Consider the following 17959-nt stretch of genomic DNA (forward strand, 5'->3'; position numbering starts at 1 on the left):
TAAGATTTCAGGCGTGAGCCAGGACTCCCCCACGCGGCCCCAACGCGCCAACTGGCTTCGGGCCGGTATTTGGTCGCTCGGCTTCGTCGCCCTGCTCTGGGTGCTCGAGGCCACCGACTACATCAGCGGGCACCAGCTCGACACGCTCGGCATCCAGCCACGCACCGACGCCGGCCTGCTCGGCATCGTGTTCGCCCCGGTGCTCCACTTCGGCTGGGCCCACCTCTACGGCAACACCCTGTTCGCGCTCGTCCTCAGCTTCCTGGTGCTCGCCTCGGGCATCGGCCGCGGGATCGTCGCGACCCTCATCATCTGGGTGGTCGGAGGAGTCGGCGTCTGGCTGATGTCGCCCCCGGGCAGCATCACCGCCGGCACCTCGATGCTGATCTTCGGCTGGCTCGTCTACCTGATCCTGCGCGGACTGTTCAACCACCGCGTCGGCCAGATCGTCATCGGCGTGCTCATCTTCCTGGTCTGGGGCAGCCTGCTCCTCGGCGTACTCCCCGGGCAGACCGGTGTCTCCTGGCAGGGCCACCTCTTCGGCGCGATCGGTGGCGCGCTGGCGGCTTGGCTGCTCAACGACCCGCCCCAGAAGAAGGCCCAGAAGCAGGCCGCCTGAGCCGTTTGTTGGAGACTGGACGCATGCAGATCCTCTCCATCCAGTCGCACGTGGCCTTCGGCTACGTCGGCAACTCGGCGGCAGTCTTCCCGATCCAGCGCCTCGGTCACGAGGTCTGGCCGGTGCTCACGGTCAACTTCTCCAACCACACCGGCTACGGCGCGTGGCGTGGACCGGTCGTGGCCGCCGACCAGGTCGCCGAGGTCATCGAGGGGATCTCCGAGCGCGACGGCCTCTCCACCGTCTCCGCAGTCCTGTCCGGTTACCAGGGTGACCCGGCCGTCGGCGCGATCATCCTGGACTCCGTACGCCGCGTGAAGGCGCTCAACCCCCGGGCCCTCTACTGCTGCGACCCGGTGATGGGCGACGTCGGGCGCGGCATGTTCGTCCGCGAGGGCATCCCGGAGTTCATGCGCGACCAGGTCGTCCCCGCCGCCGACGTGATCACGCCGAACCACTTCGAGCTCAACTTCCTGGCCGGCCTCGAGTCGACCGACACCCTCCAGGAGGTGCTCGCCGCCGTCGACATCGTCCGTGGGTCCGGTCCGTCGAACGTGCTGGTGACCTCGGTGATCACCAAGGATCCGACCCACATCGATCTGGTCGCGGTCTCCGACGAAGGCGCCTGGTCGGTCACCACTCCGCTGCTCCCGATCTCCCCCAACGGCGGCGGCGACGTCACCGCGGCCGTCTATCTCTCCCACCTGCTCTCGACCGGCTCCACGCCGGCCGCCCTCGGCCGCACCGCGAACACCCTCTTCGCCATCCTCGACCGCACGTTGAAGTCCGGCCGCCGCGAGCTCGAGCTCATCGCCTCCCAGGACGACATCGCCAACCCGCCGACGACGTACGAGGTCACTCAGCTCCGCTGAGGCAGATGATGGAGCCGGTGACAGGAGTCGAACCCGCGACATTTCGCTTACAAGGCGAACGCTCTACCAACTGAGCTACACCGGCATACCGTACGTCTCCGCGACGGCGGGACAATCGTATCCAGTCACCAGCCCAACCGTGCATCCGGCGTGTCGTCCCGACCCTGACGCGCCCTGAGGCATCCCTCGAAAACCCGCGCGGGGAGGACGTCTGAAAGGGTTTCCCCTCATCCGAACGTCGGATAATTGAAGGGAAGACGGATGACGGACATCTTGGGCGCCATCAGTGCGGTCGTGTGGAGCAACTGGCTCGTATACCTCTGTCTCGCCGTGGGGGTGTTCTTCTCGGTGCGGTCGCGGTTCCTGCAGGTGCGGCACTTCCCGGAGATGATCCGGGCAGGGCACCGGCCCGCACGCGGCGGCCGCGGCCGAGGTCTCCCACCCGGCGAAACAGGGGCTCGTCCAGGCCTTCGCCGTGTACGTCGACACGCTGTTCGTCTGCTCGGCGACAGGTTTCCTCATGCTGTCCACGGGCGCCTACCGCGTCTTCGAGGGCGGTAGCGAGAGCGGCGGCGTGCTCGCGGGCGGCGGCGTGCTCGCCGCTGGCGCGGAGGTCGGACCGGCCTACACGCAGTCGGCCTTCGACACCGTGTTCCCAGGTATCGGCGCGTCCTTCATCGCCATCTCCCTGGCGTTCTTCTGCTTCACCACGATGGTCGCCTACTACTACATGGCCGAGACGAATCTCCGGTTCATCGTCGGCAGGTACGCCACCGTCCGCCTCGGCGGCCAGCGCGGGGTCTCGCTCGGGCGGGTGGTCACGCTGGCGCTCCAGGTGGTGATCCTGATCGCCTCCGCCTACGGCTGCGTCTCGACCGCCAGCGACGCCTGGACCCTCGGTGACATCGGTGTCGCACTGATGGCGTGGCTGAACATCATCGGGATCCTCGTTCTCCAGCAGCCCGCGTTCGCCGCGCTGCGTGACTACGAGAAGCAGAAGAAGCAGGGCCTCGACCCGGTCTTCGATCCCCACGCGCTGGGCATCACCGGGGCCACGTACTGGGAGACGTACGAGCCGGAGCGCGAGCGGGTCTAGCCGAGGTCCCGCCAGGCGGCGACCTCGGCATCGGGGTCGCCGCAGTCGACGTCGCTGATGCTGTTGTCCGCAGCGATGTCGGAGATGGCTCCAGAACGCTGGACGTCCGCGGTGGCGGGCAAGGCGCACAGATAGATCAGCGCCTTGCGGAAGCTCGTGGCCGAGCTGTCCGGCAGATAGAGCTCCGTCTCGAGCACGCCGTCATCCCGGGACCTGAGGACGACCTCGGCGGCAAGGCCGTCGGCCGGATTCTCCTCCATCCAGGCGAGCAGGCCGGTGACAGCCTGCAGGTGGCCGGCCTCGCAGTCGAGCTGCACGAAGCGCGACCTGTCGCTCTCGGTGCCGTAGGCGAGGCGCACCCACGTCTGCGGCGTGCCGGCACGCCAACGAGAGGACCGGTAGGAGCAGGCGCTCTCGATGAGCGCAGCGACCTCCGCCGACGGCATCTCCGGTTCGTCACCCCCGAGAACGATGTTCGCGACGACCGGGATGCCCCGGTCCCGGCCGTGGGGAACCTCGAGCTCGGCCTTCTCCAGGTGCGGGTACGCCGACGGGCTCATGTTCTCGGCGGCGTACTCCTCCCAGGTGCCCGAGGTCGCGCCCGGGGTCGAAGCGCGTTGCCACCAGACGACCGCTGACCCAGCAAGTCCGATCACGATCGCCAGGGTGACCAGATAGATCAGGACGTGACGTCGCGCCGACCCGGTTGCTCCGGTCTCACGCGCGGACCGCTCCGACTCGGCGATCGCGAGGAACGGGAACACGACCAGATAGGCCAGCACGGCATACGCGACGAGTGCCCACACGATCACCCAGTGCAGCCATTCGTCGGTGAAGGAGAACCACGGAGTCTCCACCCCACAACGGCGGAGGCTACCGCCACCGGTGCAGGTCGCCTGGGACCATCGTGCATAGAGGACGCCGCTGGCCAAGGCCACGACCGAGACGGCCTGATAGAGCCATCCGGTCACCAGCATCAGCGCCGGCGGGAGGTCGTCCCAGCCCGCCACGATCCGTGACAGCGATCTCCGCGCCACGATGGCTGCGATCACCAGCAGCAGAGCGATCCCGCTCACCACCGCTAGGATCCAGGGCAGCTCGTTCGCCACCCAGATATCGGTCGCGCACGACGCGGATCCGGGGGCGCACGCGGCCAGCTCCGCTCGCACCCCGTCGTACTGGATCATCGCGATCAGCCCGATGCCGAGCGCGACGAGCCAGAAGAGCGCCCCGCAGACCCACAGCGCCAGCGCTGCTGTGCTCAACTGATCACGGAGGATCAACGCCTCATCCTCCGGCTGTGACTTCTTCCGCTTCGACCTCTTCTGCTTGCTTTTCTTCGGCTGCGACTCCTCCGGCTCCCCGACGTGACTCGCCATCCGGCCGAGACTCACCATGATGCCGATGGAGAGCAGCGCACCCGATGCGACCATGACCTTGCCGGTCCCGGTCGCATCGGCAGCGGTGTCGATCTCGGAACCTCCGCTCCGAGCCGGGATGTACCAGCCGACCGCATACTCCGGGTACAGCACCATGACCAGACCCCAGCCGAGCAGAAGGAGCCCGAAGCTCGACACGGTCAGGGCGAAGGCGGTCACGAAGACGGCCCGACGCTGCCGCTGCGTCGCACCGAATCCGGCCACGAGGAACGCCACGGGCCAGGCCACCGCCACGATGCCCGCGACGGCCCAGAACACGAACACGCCCCAGTCGCCGACGTTCGCGTGCAGCCGCTCGAGACAGCCGGCCAGCACCGCAACGCTCAGGGACGCCGCCAGGACACGCATGACGCGCAGGTTCGCCGTCGGGCGCTGTGAAGAAAGCCGGTCACCGATCACTGCGTCATCGTAAAGACGGCCTCGTCCTCGACGAGAATCTCGCCGGCTCACTCGCTCGCGGTCGGGGGCTCCAGCGGGACGTACTCGTGGGCGGTGAGGGCGCCGTTGGTCTCCAGCTCGACCGACTGGACACCGACGGGCTGCCCGTCGGCGTAGGTGATCAGGGTGACCTCGGCGGTGCGCCGGATCTTCCCCATCGCGAAGGCGTACGCAGCGCCGCCGGTGGTGCCGTTGGTGTAGGTCCAGCCGATCTGACCGTTCTCGCCGGTCACCTCGCTCGGCCCCTGGTGCACGTGGCGGTGGCCGCCGACGACGAGGGTCGCGCAGCCCCGGCGCAGGGTCTCGCGGCCCAGGGACGGGTCGTGGACGAGGAGGGTCGCGACCGGCTTGCCGTCGTCCATGGAGTCGCAGGCGATGTCGGCCAGCTTCTCGCCGGCCTCCTCGAGGGTGACGCCCTGAGCGTCGATCCAGTTGCCGAGGCCGCTTGTGCGCGGGTCGGGGACGCCGAGGAGAGTCGAGCTGCCCGGGCCGTCGACGACCTCGCCGTCGAGCATGGTCCAGCCCTTGTCGGCCAGATAGGTGCCGACCGTCGGGCCGTGGTCGTGGTTGCCGGTGACCGCCCACTTGTCCAGGCCGTCGCTGGCGTCGGTGAGGGAGTCGAGGGAGAAGGTCTCCCAGTCGGAGCCGGTCGAGGTGTCGTCCCCGGCGTCGAGGATGCCGGTCGCGCCGCCCTCGTCGGCGATCGCGCGCACCACGGAGTCCATGCCGACGTTGTCGTGACGGTCGGAGACGAGGACCGACACGGTCTCGTCCTCGGCCGGCTCGTGCAGCGCCAGGTCCGGCACCTTCGCCACCACCTTCTCGTAGAAGGTCCGGCTGGAGTTGTAGGTGTCGACGGCGCTGGCCACGAGTCGGCGGGTCTGGTTGGCGTAGGCGTCGCCCCGGACCTCCACGTCGGACAGCTCATCGGGCACCGGGATCTCCGTGCCGAGGAAGTCGGCCAGCGGGGTCCAGTCGCCGGCGACCGGACCGGCCTCCTTGTCCGACGCCGGTGCTCCGGACTCGCCCCAGGGCTGCCAGACCGCGACCGCGAGCACGGCCACCGTGACCACGCCGATGCCTGCGGTGGTCAGGCCGTGCCGTGTGCGGGCCGCTTCCTTGACACGTCTGCCCAGGTCGGCGCGGCGTCGGGAGCCGGGCAGCCACCACAGCAGGACGCCTCCGGCGACGATCGCCAAGGAGATCGCGGCGCCGCGGAGCACGGCCGCGACGAGCATCGACTCGACCTGCTCCACCACGACCGCGCGCTGACCGTCGGGGGCCGACCCGAGGACCGCGTAGCGCTCGAAGAGCTCGTCCATCGACCTCAGCTCGGTCTTCCCGAGGGTGACGTCGACACCGACCGGGCCACCGACGTCCAGGCGTACGTCGGGCAGCACCGGTCCGGTGTGGATGATCGCCTTCCCCGACAGTGTCGGGCGCAGGACCGAGTCGTGGCCGGCCAGGACCACCTGACGTTCGCTGGACAGGAAGAGCCACGTGCTCAGCGCCACGGCCAGCACGAGCCACAGCACTCCGAGCCCCGCCCAGACGGCGAGGCCCCGAAACAGAGTGCGGCGAGAGATCAGCGACGCGCCTCCGCGACCGCGTAGAGCACCACCGACGCGGCGACGCCGGCATTGAGAGACTCTACGGAGTTGGCCATCGGGATCGACACTATCTGGTCACAGGTCTCCTGGACCAGGCGGGAGAGCCCGCCGCCCTCGGCGCCGACGACGATCACCAGCGGACCGTCGGCGAGGCCGTCGGGGGCACCCAGCTCGGGCAGCGAGATGTCACCCTCCATGTCGAGCCCCACGACCATGCAGCCGGCCTCCTGATAGGCCTTCAGCTGCCGGGTCAGGTTGACCGTCTGAGCGACCGGGATCCGCGACGCGGCGCCGGCGCTCGTCTTCCACGCGGCGGCGGTCATCCCGGCCGCACGCCGCTCCGGGATCACCACGCCGTGGGCACCGAAGGCCGCGGCCGAACGCACGATGGCGCCCAGGTTGCGCGGGTCGGTGACCTGGTCGAGCGCGACGATGAGCGGCTTCTCGCCGATCTCGGCCGCACGGTCGAGCAGGTCGTCGGCGTGGGCGTACTCATAGGCGGGGATCCGCGCGGCGAGCCCCTGGTGGCCGTTGAAGCCGGTCAGCCGGTCGAGCTCGACCTTGGTCACCTCGAGCAGCGAGATGCCCTTCTCGGAGGCGAGCAGGAACGCCTCGCGCAGCCGCCCGTCGCGCTCGGCGCCCTCGGCGACGTAAAGCCCGTTGACCGGTACGTCCTCGCGCAGTGCCTCGACCACCGAGTTGCGTCCGATGATCCACTCGGCGTCACCGGCGGCCCGCTTGCGCGGACCCTTGCCGGCCCGCTTCTCGGCGGCCTGGGCCGCCTTGTGCGCCTTGTGGTACGGCCGGTCGACCGCCCTCGGCGTCGGACCCTTGCCCTCGAGGCCCTTGCGCCGGTTGCCGCCGGTGCCCACCTGGGCGCCCTTCTTGCGTCCCTTCGCGATCGCTCCGCGGCGCTGGGAGTTGCCTGCCATCAGTTAACGCTCCATTTCGGACCCTCAGGGGTGTCCTCGATCTCGATCCCGGCATCCTTGAGCCGGTCTCGCAGGGCATCCGCGCGGGGCCAGTCCTTGGCGGCGCGCGCCTCCGCGCGCTCGTCCAGTACCCCGCGAACCAGCACATCAAGTGCGCCGGTCAGTTTCTCGTCGTCGCCGCCGGCCGGACCCCACGACGGGTCGGCAGGGTCGAGCCCGAGGATGTCCAGCATCGCGCGGACGCTCGCGGCGACCCCACGCAGCGCCGGGCTGTCGCCGTCGGCGAGCAGCTTGTTGCCCTCGCGTACGGCCTCGTGCAGGGCCGCGACCGCGGCCGGGGTGCCGAGGTCGTCGTCCATCGCCTCGACGAAGTCGGCGCACGCGACACCGTCGGCGGGAACCTCTCCGATCACCGACGCGGCGCGCTCCAGGAAGCCTTCGATCCGCTGGAACCCGGCGGCCGCCTCCGCGAGCGCCTCGAAGGAGAACTCGACGTGGGACCGGTAGTGGGCCGCGACCAGGTAGTAGCGCAGCTCGATGCCGCGTACCTTCTTCAGGACCTCCGGGATGACCAGCGAGTTGCCCAGCGACTTCGACATCTTCTCGCCTGAGGTGGTGATCCAGGCGTTGTGCAGCCAGTAGCTCGCGAAGGGCCGGCCGGCAGCACGGGACTGCGCCTGCTCGTTCTCGTGGTGCGGGAAGCGCAGGTCGAGGCCGCCGCCGTGGAAGTCGAAGGCGGGACCGAGGTACTTCCCGGCCATCGCCGAGCACTCGATGTGCCATCCTGGCCGTCCCGGACCCCAGGGTGAGGGCCAGGAGGCGGTCTCCGGCTCGGAGACCTTCCGGCCCTTCCACAGCGCGAAGTCGCGCGAGTCGCGCTTGCCCCGCGGGTCGGCGTCGGCGGCGGCCTCCATGTCGTCGACCTTCTGCCCCGACAGCTCGCCGTAGGAGGGCCAGGAGCGTACGTCGAAGTAGACGTCGGCCGAGCCGTCCTCAGCCGCGTAGGCGTGGCCCTTCGTGATCAGCTCCTCGATCAGCGTGATGATCTCGGGGATGTGACCGGTCGCCAGCGGCTCGTAGGTCGGCCGGGCGACGTTGAGCGAGGCGTAGGCGGCGTCGAGCTCGCGGTGCATGTCGTAGGCGAGGTTGTACCAAGGTCGGCCCTGGTCGGCGGACTTGGCCAGGATCTTGTCGTCGATGTCGGTCACGTTGCGGATGAACGTGGTCTCGTACCCCGACGCCCGCAGCCACCGCTGCAGCACGTCGAAGTTCACCCCGCTCCGCACATGCCCGACATGCGGCTCGCTCTGCACGGTCAGGCCACAGACATAGAGCGACGCCTTGCCGGGCTGCAAGGGTGTGAAGTCACGTACTTCACGGGTCGCCGAGTCGTAGAGCCTGAGTGCCATACCCCAAGTCTAGGGACGTACGCGGGTTCCCTAGGTATCGCGACGCACGACGAGCGCGGTCGCGATCGCGGCGACGCCCTCGCCGCGTCCGGTGAGGCCGAGACCGTCGGAGGTCGTCGCGGTCACCGTGACCGGCGCGCCCGCCGCCGCGGAGAGCGACTGGTTCGCCTCGTCGCGCCGCGGACCGATCTTGGGCCGGTTGCCGATCACCTGCACGGCGACGTTCCCGATCTCGAAACCTGCCTCGCGGACCCGGCGCGCGGCCTCGGCGAGCAGGACGACTCCGGCCGCCCCGGCCCACTCGGGCTCGGAGGTGCCGAAGTTGGACCCCAGGTCACCGAGGCCCGCGGCGGAGAAGAGCGCGTCGCAGCAGGCGTGGGCCGCCACGTCCCCGTCGGAGTGCCCGGCCAGACCCTGCTTCTCGTCGGGGAAGGCGAGGCCCGCCACATGCATCGGGACACCGTCGGCCAGGCTGTGTACGTCGGTCCCGATGCCGACCAGAGGAAGCTGCACGCTCCGCAGTCTCCCAGACGCGCCTCAGGCGGCCTTCCGGTGCCCGACGTGGATGAGCCCGTCGACGACCCGGACCTCGTAGGCGGGGATGGCCACGTGCGGGTCGTCCAGGCACTTCCCCGTACGCAGGTCGAACCCGTGCAGGTGAGCGGGCGAGGCCACGAACGGCACCCCGTCGCGGACCCCGACGATGCCCTTGGCGATCACCGACGCCTTGGCGAACGGATCGTGGTTGCCCAGGGCGTAGACGACGTCGTCGGGCATCCGGAAGATGGCGATGGCCTGCCCGTGGACCAGTGCCGTGGCGCCGCGCTTCACCTCGAGCGCGTCGACCTGGCAGACGGACTGCCAGTCTCCCTGGTCGTCCCGCTGGGCGTGAGCACTCATGCCGGCGGCTCCGTGGAGGACGGCCAAAAATACGGACCCGCCGGCCTGAGGCCTCGGGTCGCTCGCTGGCGCTCGCTCATGACGTCGCCGGCCCGAGCCGCTTCGTCGACATTCGTCGGGTCCTCCCTTCGGTGGATTTTGAACGGTATGGGGCGTCGTGGTCACCTCCTGTTTCGGCTTGTTACGGGTGCGTAAACACCGACGCCCAGCCCATCGGCCCGCTTCTCCCGTCCAGTGGATAGCCTCCTGGGGTGCCCGCAGCTCTCGTACTCCTGGCCGCCGGATCCGGCACCCGCGTCGGAGCCGCCACCAACAAGGTGCTGCTTCCGCTCGACGGGTCCGACGATCCGGCCTCCTCAGCCCTCGGACTCTCGCTCCGGACCGCCCTCGAGGTGCCCGACGTGCAGCGCATCGTCCTGGTCGTACGCAGCGGCGACGAGGAGGCGGTCGCGGCCGCCGCCCAGCCCCTGCTCGGGGATCGTGAGGTCGTGATGGTCGTCGGCGGCGACACCCGCCATGCCTCCGAGCAGGCCGCGCTCGCCGTGCTCCGGCCCGACATCGAGGCCGTCGGCGACGAGGACGGGATCGACGTGGTCGCGATCCACGACACCGCCCGGCCGCTGGTGTCGCCCGACCTCTTCACCGCGGTCATCGGCGTCGCCCGCGAGCACGGTGGCGCCATCCCCGCTGCCCCGCTCACCCACCTCTCCACGCGCGACCTGCAGCCCGTGGAGGGCGCGCTCGTCGGCGTACAGACTCCGCAGGCGTTCCGCGCGGCCGACCTCCTGGCCGCCTACGCCCGGGCCGCGGCCGACGGCTTCGACGGCACCGACACCGGCGCCACCCTGGAGCGCTACGCCTCCGGCGTACGCATCGTCGCGGTACCCAGCACGCCGCTGAACCTCAAGGTGACCTTCGCCGACGACCTCGGCGCGGTGACGACGCTGCTCACCTGAGCGGTCCTGGGGGTGACACCGTGTTAACCCCGGACCGAGCCGTCGGACGACAGCGCCTCCAGCAGGCGTACGTCGTCGAGCGACCCCACTCGGCGGCCGACCGACGGCGCCTCGACCGAGACGACCGGGAACCGGCTGGCCAGCGCGCCGGCGATCTCGGCGAAGTCGCCCTCGGGCCAGTCGTCGAGCGCCGCGACGACAGCGGGCGGCAGCACGATCGGCGAGGCGACCGAGACGAGCGAGGACCGGTCGATGGTGGCGCCCAGGACCGGCACCCCGTCCTCGACGAGGAGGTTCTTGACCGTGTCGGTGACCGGGCGTACGCCGACCACGACCGCCTCGCGCGCGAGCGCGGTCGAGACGCAGTGGGCGATGAATGCCGGCGGGGTCATCGGGCACAGCGAGTCGTGCAGGACCAGCGGCTCCTCGGCCGCGACCATCCCTTCCCAGGAGGTGGTGAAGTCGACGGGGGTCACCCCGGACTCACCGAGGGACCAGGTCGCCGCGGCGACGAGCGCCTCACCGTGGATCAACGTGAACGGCAGCGAGCCTCTGCCTTCGTCTGCGACGATCCCGAGCGCCGGCGGAACCTCGACGGTCTCGTCGATCTCGTCGTAACCGGCGTAGGGATCCTCCATGGAGGTCACCGTATCCGCCCCAAGACGCGAAACAGGCCCCGGGATAACCCGGAGCCTGTAACGCAGACCGAAACCAGCTTCAGCTGGCCAGCACCTCGTCGAGGAGGACTTCAGCCTTGTCTTCGTTGGTGTGCTCGCACAGCGCGAGCTCCGAGACGAGGATCTGGCGTGCCTTGGCGAGCATGCGCTTCTCCCCGGCGGAGAGGCCACGGTCACGCTCACGACGCCACAGGTCACGCACGACCTCGGCGACCTTCATGACATCGCCGCTGTGCAGCTTCTCCAGGTTTGCCTTGTAACGACGCGACCAGTTGGTCGGCTCTTCGACGTGCTCCGCACGAAGCACCTCGAAGACTCGATCAAGCCCGTCCTTGTCTACGACGTCTCGAACTCCGACGAGCTCGAGGTTGTTGGCCGGAACACGCACCACGAGGTCCTGCTGAGCGATGATGCGGAGGACCAGATACTGCCGCTCCTCGCCCTTGATGGTGCGCATCTCGATGTCTTCGATGACGGCCGCGCCATGGTTCGGGTATACGACGGTCTCGCCGACGGTGAAAGTCATATTTTTAGGTACCCCTTCCTAGGTCCATAAGTCTACCACGGATCTTAGAATTCGGATTCCGTGTTTGCGCAGGTCAGGGGCTCAATCTGGGGTTGACAGATGGACAACTTGTGTGGTTCCGCGCGCGCAGGCCCGCCGGGCGTGGCAACATGGCTGATTTCGAAACGACTGCGAAATCTCGCCGTAGCCCGCCTGTTGTCCTGCGCGGCTCGGCCGCGTGCCCGATACTGCCGCCATGGCGAATGCATCGCAGAGCGCCCCCAAGACCATCTTCACCGTGTCGTCGCACGCCCAGGATCAGGACCCGGAAGAGACGCAGGCCAGTGCGTCGGCCGTTCCTGATGCCCCGGCGGGCAGAGAAAGCGTCATGGACAAGGTCGGCAACTGGGCCCCGTTCCTCCTCATCCGCTCCGCCCACCCCCGTCAGGCGGTGCTGACCGCGATCGGGCTGTCGGCCGCGGCCGTCCTCGCCGGGCTGACGACACGCGAGGTGGCGCTGATCGCGGTCACCGCGCTCGTCGGCCAGGCCGTGCTCGGCTGGCACAACGACCTCGTCGACCAGGTCGTCGACCGTCGACACGAGCGCGAGGGCAAGCCGATCTCGGACGGCCGCCTCGAACCCGGCGGCGTCTGGTTCGCGCTGTGCTGCGGCGTACTGCTCGTCATTCCGCTCTCGGTCACCTCGGGCACCGTCGCGGGGCTGTTCTACCTCGGCTCGCTGGTGATCGGGATGCTCGCCAACGTACTGCTGCGCAAGGGCCTCTTCTCCTGGGTCCTGTGGGCGGCGGCGTTCGCCTGCTACCCCGGTTACCTCTCCTACGCCGGCTGGGCGGGTGAGTCCGCGGGCGGACCGCCCCACTGGGTGTTGGTCGTGCTCGCCGCGGCGCTCGGTGTCGGTGTCCACTTCCTGACCGCACTGTGGGGCCTGGTCGCCGACCACGAGGACAAATGGACGTACCTGCCGCTCAAGGCCGGACTGAAGCTCGGGGCCGGCAGGCTCCTCCTCGTCACGCTGGTCTACATCGCCGCGGTGATCGCCGGGATGCTGTACGCCGCGGGCGCGGTCGGACTGCGTGCCTGACCCTTCCCCGATGCTGACCCTTTTTATTCCGGCGAGATCGGGCGGATAGAGTGTCGCGCGTGACGACCAAGGTTATGCAGAAGCGGCTCGCAGTGACGGGCGCACTCGTGGCTCTCGCCCTCCCGGCGCTCACCGCCTGCAACAGCTTCGACTACGCGACCGACCGGCCCAACGAGATCAGCCACGGTGGCTCGACGCTCGACGGCGCCGTCCGGATCAACGCCGCTCGCATCGTGACCGCGCAGGAGGGCTCCGGCGTCCTGGTCGGCACCTTCTCGCTCGACCCGGCGATCAACCCGGCGGTCGCCGGCAAGGAGCTGCCGTCGGTCACCGGGATCACCACCGCGGCCGACGCCGAGGAGACGGTCACGCCCGAGTCGTTCACCCCGATCGAGCTGCCCACCTCCGGCATCATCAACCTGGCCGACCCGACCGTCGGTGGCATCGCGGTCACCGGCGACTTCAAGCCGGGCGACATCATCCCGATGACCTTCACCCTCTCCGACGGTGAAGAGAAGACGATCTCCGTCCCGGTGGTCGCCCAGTGTGGTCCGTACGCCGAGGTCGTCGCCGCCGTCGACGAGACCACCAAGCCCGCCAAGAAGGGCAAGAACGCGGAGGCCCAGGCATCCGAGGGCGCCGAGGGAGCTGCCGAGGGCACCGAGGAGGCGTCGACCCTGCCGGCCGACGAGTCCGCCGAGGGCGAGCACGCCACCGAGGGCGAGTCCGGCACCGAGTCCGGCACCGAGACCGAGAGCCACGGCGAGTCCGCGGGCACCGTCTCCGAGGACCCCTACTCCTGCGAGTTCCCCCCGGCCGCCCTGCCCGGCGCCGAGGAAGCGCACTGATGACCTACAAGCTCGTCCTTCTTCGTCACGGCGAGAGCGAGTGGAACGCGCTCAACCTGTCCACCGGCTGGGTCGACGTCGACCTCACCGACAAGGGCCGGGCCGAGGCCGTCAACGGCGGAAAGCTGCTGGCCGAGGCCGGGATCCTTCCCGACCTGGTCCACACGAGCCTGCTGCGCCGGGCGATCAACACCGCCAACATCGCCCTTGACACCGCCGAGCGCCACTGGATCCCGGTACGCCGCGACTGGCGCCTCAACGAGCGCCACTACGGCGCGCTCCAGGGCAAGAACAAGTCCGAGACGCTGAAGAAGTTCGGCGAGGAGCAGTTCCAGCTGTGGCGTCGCTCCTACGACGTACCGCCCCCGCCGATCGATCCCGACTCCGAGTACTCCCAGGCCGGTGACCCGCGCTACGCCGACATCGAGGTGCCCGCCACCGAGTGCCTCAAGGACGTCGTCGCCCGGATGATCCCCTATTGGGAGTCCGCGATCGTGCCCGACCTCCGGGCCGGCAGGACCGTCCTGGTCACCGCCCACGGCAACAGCCTGCGCGCACTGGTCAAGCACCTCGACAACATCTCCGACACCGAGATCGCCAAGCTCAACATCCCCACGGCCCAGCCGCTGGTCTACGAGCTCGACGAGTCGCTGAAGCCGATCGTCGCAGGCGGCACCTACCTCGACCCCGAGGCCGCGGCCGCCGCTGCCGAGGCCGTCGCCAACCAGGGCAAGCAGTAGCAACAAACCCGCCGAGTCGGCTCGTCCTGACACGAATTCCGGTCGAGTCGGCTCGTTCTGACCAAGATCCTCGCCGAGTCGGCTCGTTATAACGAGCCGACTCGGCCTTGTTTTTGCCAGGACGAGCCGACTCGGCTTCTCAGGAGTCGGCGGGAGTCTCGCCGGTCACCACGAAGACGACCCGGTTGGCCACCGTGACGGCGTGGTCGGCGATCCGCTCGTAGTAGCGACCCAGGAGGGCCACGTCGACGGCGGGCTCGACACCGTGGGTCCAGTCCTGGCCCAGCAGCTCGGCGAACGACTTGCGCCGCAGCCGGTCCATCTCGTCGTCGTCGGCGACCAGGTCCGCAGCGGCGGAGACATCACGGCTGCGGAGGATCTCGCAGGTGCGCTCGACCATCTGCTCGGCGATCTCGGCCATCTTCGCGATGGTCGGCTGGGCCAGCTCGGGGACGGCCTTGTTCGGCGTACGCAGCCTGGCGATCTTGGCGACGTGGACAGACAGGTCCCCCATCCGCTCGAGGTCGGAGATCATCCGCAGCGCGGCGACGATGACGCGGAGATCGCCGGCGACCGGCGACTGGAGACCGAGCAGCTCGAGGGCGTTCTCCTCGATGCGCTCGCGCGCGTCGTCGATCTCGACGTCCTTGTCGATCACCTGCTCGGCGAGGTCGTTGCGGGCCTCGAGGAGAGCGGTGGTGGCGTCGCGTACGGCCACCGACACCAGCTCACAGACACTGGTGAGATCGGTGAAGATGGCATCGAGGTCCTCATGGAAAGCAGCGCGCATGCGCCGATCCTAGACACTCGACATGTACTGATCTTCATCCCGAGTGAACCGACGGTGAACGTTCGGCGCGGAGACGTCCAGAGGCGAAGTTTGGGTGTTTGATGGGCTTACCCTGATCGTGTGGACTCGACGACGCAGGCCTTTCTTGCTGCGCTCCTCGGCGCTGTCGTCGCCGGAGCGGCGGTGCTTGCGTGGGCGATGAGCGAGCGTTCCCGGCGCCGGATCCCCGAGGTCGAAGCCCCGAAGGTTCCCTCCGAGGTGGCCGCGGTCCTCTCGGTCCTGCGCAGCAGCGCGGTCGTCGTCGACGAGCACGACACGGTGCTCAAGGCCAGCGCCCCGGCGTACGCCCTGGGCCTGGTGCGCGGCACCTCGCTGGTCTCGCCCGAGCTGTCCGAGCTCGTCCACGGTGTGCGCCGTGACGGCCAGATCCGTGAGACCGAGCTGGTGATCTCACGCGCCAACGGGGCCTCGCGGCACGTCACCGCCCGCGTCGCTCCGCTCGGCACGCGCCTGGCGCTCGCCCTGGTCGAGGACCGCACCCGCGAGCGCCGCGTGGAGGCCGTACGCCGCGACTTCGTCGCCAACGTCAGCCACGAGCTCAAGACGCCGGTCGGTGCGATCAGGGTTCTCGCCGATGCGGTCACCGAGGCCTCCGACGACCCCGAGGCCGTACGCCGCTTCTCGCACCGGATGATCACCGAGTCCGAGCGCCTGACCGAGCTCGTCCAGCAGATCATCGAGCTCTCCCGGCTCCAGGGCGACGAGCCCCTGGAAGCACCGATCGCGGTCGATGTCGACAAGGTCATCGCGGCCGCCGTCGACGCCTCGACGGTCGATGCCGACGCCAAGGGCATCAACGTGGTCAGCGCCGGCACCGCCGGGCTGCACGTCTTCGGCAACGACGAGCAGGTCTCGACCGCCGTCACCAACCTGGTCTCGAACGCGGTCGCCTACTCCGACCCCGGCTCGACCGTGACCGTCTCGACCCGCGCGACCGACGGCTCCGTCGAGATCTCCGTCGTCGACCAGGGCATCGGGATCCCGTCCACGGAGATCGACCGGATCTTCGAGCGCTTCTACCGCGTCGACCCGGCCCGCCACCGCTCCACCGGCGGCACCGGCCTCGGCCTCTCGATCGTCAAGCACGTCGCCGCTACACATGGTGGCGAGGTCAAGGTCTGGTCGCAGGAGGGTCAGGGCTCCACCTTCACCCTCACTCTGCCCCAGCACCTACCAACTGCCGGGCAGTCCGGCACAAGCAAGGAGGAACGCCCGTGACCCGGGTACTCGTCGTCGAAGATGAAGCCAGCTACAGCGAGGCACTGTCCTACATGCTCCGCAAGGAGGGCTTCGAGGTCGCCGTCGCCGAGGACGGCACCGACGCTCTGAAGGAGTTCGACCGCAACGGGGCAGACATCGTGCTGCTCGACCTGATGCTTCCCGGCCTCTCCGGCACCGAGGTGTGCCGGCAGATCCGGGCCACCTCATCGGTCCCGGTCATCATGGTGACCGCCAAGGACGACGAGGTCGACAAGGTCGTCGGCCTCGAGCTCGGCGCCGACGACTACGTCACCAAGCCCTACTCCCCCCGCGAGCTCGTCGCCCGGATCCGCGCCGTCCTCCGGCGCGGCACCGAGCCCGACGCCGCCCCCGCCACGCTCGAGGCCGGGCCCGTCCGGATGGACGTGGAGCGCCACGTCGTGACCGTGGACGGCAACGAGCAGCGCCTCCCGCTCAAGGAGTTCGAGCTCCTCGAGATGTTCCTGCGCAACCCCGGCCGCGTCCTGACTCGCGGCCAGCTCATCGACCGCGTCTGGGGCTCCGACTACGTCGGCGACACCAAGACCCTCGACGTACACGTCAAGCGCCTGCGCGCCAAGCTCGAGCCGGACCCGTCCGAGCCGAAGTTCCTGGTGACGGTGCGAGGCCTGGGCTACAAGCTAGACCTGTAGGAAGTCGTTCCGACGTGGGAGTCGTGAGGTCACAGGCTGACCTCACGACTCCCACGATCTGTTTACGCGTACGCGGTTGAGCGTCCGAACTCATGTGCCGCATGTGGTTCTACCTGCAGGATTCGCGTGTGACTCCCACCGACGCCCGACCGCCCACGATCCCGGTGATCGCGATCGTCCTGATCGCGGCGCTCGCCTGGCTCGTCGGCTTCCTGCCCGGCGTACTTCCAGACGCATCACCGTTCGATGCCGCAGCCATGGGTGAGCTGGTCGCGGTCGCCATCGTCGCCGGTACGCTCGGCGGCGCTGCGGCCGCGGTCCGGCGCGACCGACCGGCGGCGGCGATCGCTGCCGCGAGCAGCGGGGTCGCTCTGATCGCTCTCGCAACCATCCACGTGCTGGGCGAGCGTGGCGTCTACCTCGAGCTCATGCTCCGGACACTGCAGCTGATCACCGTGCTCGTCGTGGTCGTGGCAGTCGCTCTCGGACTGGTTGCCGCGCTCGGCCCGTCCTGGTCACGCGGCCTCGCTCTCGCGCCGCTGGCCGGCGCCACGTACAACTGGTTCGGCCAGATCGTGCCGCCCACGTTGTCGACGACGCATTGGTGGGTCTGGCTGATGGTTCCGGTACTGGCCGGCGTGCTCGTGCTGAGCGTCGAACGCGGACCACGCGGACTATTCGCCCTCCTGACCTGGCCATTCGTGCTGGCCGGGGTGTGGACGGTCCAGACGGTCGTCATCGCCCTCACCGCGATCGGACCGATGATCCGGCCTGGATACGGCATCGAGGACCGCCCCGACATGCTGTTCGGCGAGTTCCTCGCGTACGCGTCCCAGATCTTCACGACACCCGGTGTCCACCAGGTCCCTCTCCTCGCATGGTCGGTCATGATCGCACTCCTGGTCGTCGCCTTCGTCGTCGCGGTGAGCGCAGTTCTGTTCGCCGTGCCCGCGATCGACTGGCAGCGGCCTTCCCCCGAGCGGCCAGCCTCCGAGCGGGTCGATTCCGAGCCCTCCCCCGGCGCGCATGTCTGCTACTCCGGCGGCGACAGTGACGAGTGCGCCGGCGGGTGAG

The 17959-nt window shown here is 69.2% G+C and carries 18 protein-coding genes, 1 tRNA gene and 1 pseudogene; 10 read left to right on the plus strand and 10 right to left on the minus strand.

Going from position 1 to position 17959, the window contains the following annotated elements:
• Nucleotides 1-13 precede the first annotated feature (13 nt).
• The gene (locus tag ABZ796_RS02135; RefSeq protein WP_357334241.1) at nt 14-619 is read left to right on the plus strand and encodes a rhomboid family intramembrane serine protease; all 606 of its coding nucleotides are present in this window, start codon (nt 14-16) and stop codon (nt 617-619) included.
• Between the two features lie 23 nt (nt 620-642).
• A complete protein-coding gene (gene pdxY, locus ABZ796_RS02140; RefSeq protein WP_357334242.1) occupies nt 643-1491 on the plus strand; it encodes a pyridoxal kinase PdxY in 849 nt (282 codons plus the stop codon).
• Between the two features lie 9 nt (nt 1492-1500).
• On the opposite strand, the gene ABZ796_RS02145 is transcribed toward pdxY, so the two are convergent.
• A tRNA-Thr gene (locus ABZ796_RS02145) sits at nt 1501-1576 on the minus strand.
• A 318-nt stretch (nt 1577-1894) separates the two neighbouring features.
• Here ABZ796_RS02145 and ABZ796_RS02150 point away from each other — a divergent pair.
• Nucleotides 1895-2587 (plus strand): annotated as a pseudogene (locus tag ABZ796_RS02150) (alanine:cation symporter family protein); the annotation flags it as partial.
• Here ABZ796_RS02150 and ABZ796_RS02155 read toward each other — a convergent pair.
• The 6 genes from ABZ796_RS02155 to nirD all read right to left on the minus strand — a co-directional run bounded on the left by ABZ796_RS02155 (nt 2584) and on the right by nirD (nt 9315).
• Entirely contained in the window at nt 2584-4374 is a 1791-nt protein-coding gene (locus tag ABZ796_RS02155) for a hypothetical protein (protein WP_357334244.1), read from the minus strand. The pseudogene ABZ796_RS02150 and the gene ABZ796_RS02155 sit on opposite strands and share 4 nt — an antisense overlap.
• Before the next feature lie 98 nt (nt 4375-4472).
• Nucleotides 4473-5999, minus strand: coding sequence for a metallophosphoesterase (locus ABZ796_RS02160; protein WP_357334245.1), 1527 nt, complete (start codon nt 5997-5999; stop codon nt 4473-4475).
• Between the two features lie 50 nt (nt 6000-6049).
• Nucleotides 6050-7006 (minus strand): 23S rRNA (guanosine(2251)-2'-O)-methyltransferase RlmB, encoded by a 957-nt coding sequence (gene rlmB, locus ABZ796_RS02165; protein WP_357334247.1) that lies wholly within the window; start codon nt 7004-7006, stop codon nt 6050-6052.
• Nucleotides 7006-8415: a cysteine--tRNA ligase gene (cysS, locus tag ABZ796_RS02170; protein ID WP_357334248.1), complete on the minus strand. Its 1410-nt coding sequence runs from the start codon at nt 8413-8415 to the stop codon at nt 7006-7008. Before cysS ends, rlmB begins: the two co-directional genes overlap by 1 nt.
• 30 nt (nt 8416-8445) lie before the next feature.
• Complete coding sequence (ispF, locus tag ABZ796_RS02175; RefSeq protein ID WP_357334250.1) at nt 8446-8928, minus strand: 2-C-methyl-D-erythritol 2,4-cyclodiphosphate synthase; 483 nt, start codon at nt 8926-8928, stop codon at nt 8446-8448.
• A 24-nt stretch (nt 8929-8952) separates the two neighbouring features.
• A complete protein-coding gene (gene nirD / locus ABZ796_RS02180) occupies nt 8953-9315 on the minus strand; it encodes a nitrite reductase small subunit NirD (RefSeq protein WP_357334252.1) in 363 nt (120 codons plus the stop codon).
• Between the two features lie 251 nt (nt 9316-9566).
• Here nirD and ABZ796_RS02185 point away from each other — a divergent pair, with 251 nt between their 5' ends.
• Complete coding sequence (locus ABZ796_RS02185; protein WP_357334254.1) at nt 9567-10271, plus strand: 2-C-methyl-D-erythritol 4-phosphate cytidylyltransferase; 705 nt, start codon at nt 9567-9569, stop codon at nt 10269-10271.
• Nucleotides 10272-10294: 23 nt separating this feature from the next.
• Here the strand turns inward: ABZ796_RS02185 and ABZ796_RS02190 are convergent, their stop codons facing one another.
• Together ABZ796_RS02190 and ABZ796_RS02195 are read right to left on the minus strand one after the other, a co-directional pair.
• Nucleotides 10295-10909 carry a hypothetical protein gene (locus ABZ796_RS02190; RefSeq protein WP_357334256.1) on the minus strand — a complete coding sequence of 205 codons (615 nt, stop codon included), beginning with the start codon at nt 10907-10909 and terminating at the stop codon, nt 10295-10297.
• Nucleotides 10910-10988: 79 nt separating this feature from the next.
• Nucleotides 10989-11474, minus strand: a complete 486-nt coding sequence (locus ABZ796_RS02195) for a CarD family transcriptional regulator (RefSeq protein ID WP_008360791.1) — start codon at nt 11472-11474, stop codon at nt 10989-10991.
• Between the two features lie 235 nt (nt 11475-11709).
• Between ABZ796_RS02195 and ABZ796_RS02200 the strand changes: the two genes are divergently transcribed.
• The 3 genes from ABZ796_RS02200 to ABZ796_RS02210 are packed head-to-tail and all read left to right on the plus strand — an operon-like array spanning nt 11710 to nt 14143.
• Entirely contained in the window at nt 11710-12555 is an 846-nt protein-coding gene (locus ABZ796_RS02200; RefSeq protein ID WP_357334258.1) for a UbiA family prenyltransferase, read from the plus strand.
• Nucleotides 12556-12614: 59 nt separating this feature from the next.
• Nucleotides 12615-13403, plus strand: coding sequence for a hypothetical protein (locus ABZ796_RS02205; RefSeq protein WP_357334260.1), 789 nt, complete (start codon nt 12615-12617; stop codon nt 13401-13403).
• On the plus strand, nt 13403-14143 hold the full coding sequence (locus ABZ796_RS02210; RefSeq protein WP_357334262.1) for a phosphoglyceromutase: 741 nt from the start codon (nt 13403-13405) through the stop codon (nt 14141-14143). Before ABZ796_RS02205 ends, ABZ796_RS02210 begins: the two co-directional genes overlap by 1 nt.
• 139 nt (nt 14144-14282) lie before the next feature.
• Here ABZ796_RS02210 and phoU read toward each other — a convergent pair whose 3' ends face one another.
• Nucleotides 14283-14933, minus strand: a complete 651-nt coding sequence (phoU, locus tag ABZ796_RS02215; protein ID WP_357334264.1) for a phosphate signaling complex protein PhoU — start codon at nt 14931-14933, stop codon at nt 14283-14285.
• A 120-nt stretch (nt 14934-15053) separates the two neighbouring features.
• Between phoU and ABZ796_RS02220 the strand changes: the two genes are divergently transcribed.
• The 3 genes from ABZ796_RS02220 to ABZ796_RS02230 all read left to right on the plus strand — a co-directional run bounded on the left by ABZ796_RS02220 (nt 15054) and on the right by ABZ796_RS02230 (nt 17958).
• Nucleotides 15054-16211 (plus strand): ATP-binding protein, encoded by a 1158-nt coding sequence (locus tag ABZ796_RS02220; protein WP_357334265.1) that lies wholly within the window; start codon nt 15054-15056, stop codon nt 16209-16211.
• Nucleotides 16208-16885, plus strand: a complete 678-nt coding sequence (locus ABZ796_RS02225) for a response regulator transcription factor (RefSeq protein ID WP_008360778.1) — start codon at nt 16208-16210, stop codon at nt 16883-16885. The genes ABZ796_RS02220 and ABZ796_RS02225 overlap by 4 nt, the downstream gene beginning before the upstream one ends.
• A gap of 128 nt (nt 16886-17013) precedes the next feature.
• Nucleotides 17014-17958 carry a hypothetical protein gene (locus ABZ796_RS02230; RefSeq protein ID WP_357334267.1) on the plus strand — a complete coding sequence of 315 codons (945 nt, stop codon included), beginning with the start codon at nt 17014-17016 and terminating at the stop codon, nt 17956-17958.
• Nucleotide 17959: the final 1 nt, after the last annotated feature.

Origin of the sequence: Nocardioides sp. NPDC047086 (assembly GCF_040643685.1) — a bacterium.
In the GTDB taxonomy this organism is placed as follows: Bacteria; Actinomycetota; Actinomycetes; order Propionibacteriales; family Nocardioidaceae; genus Nocardioides.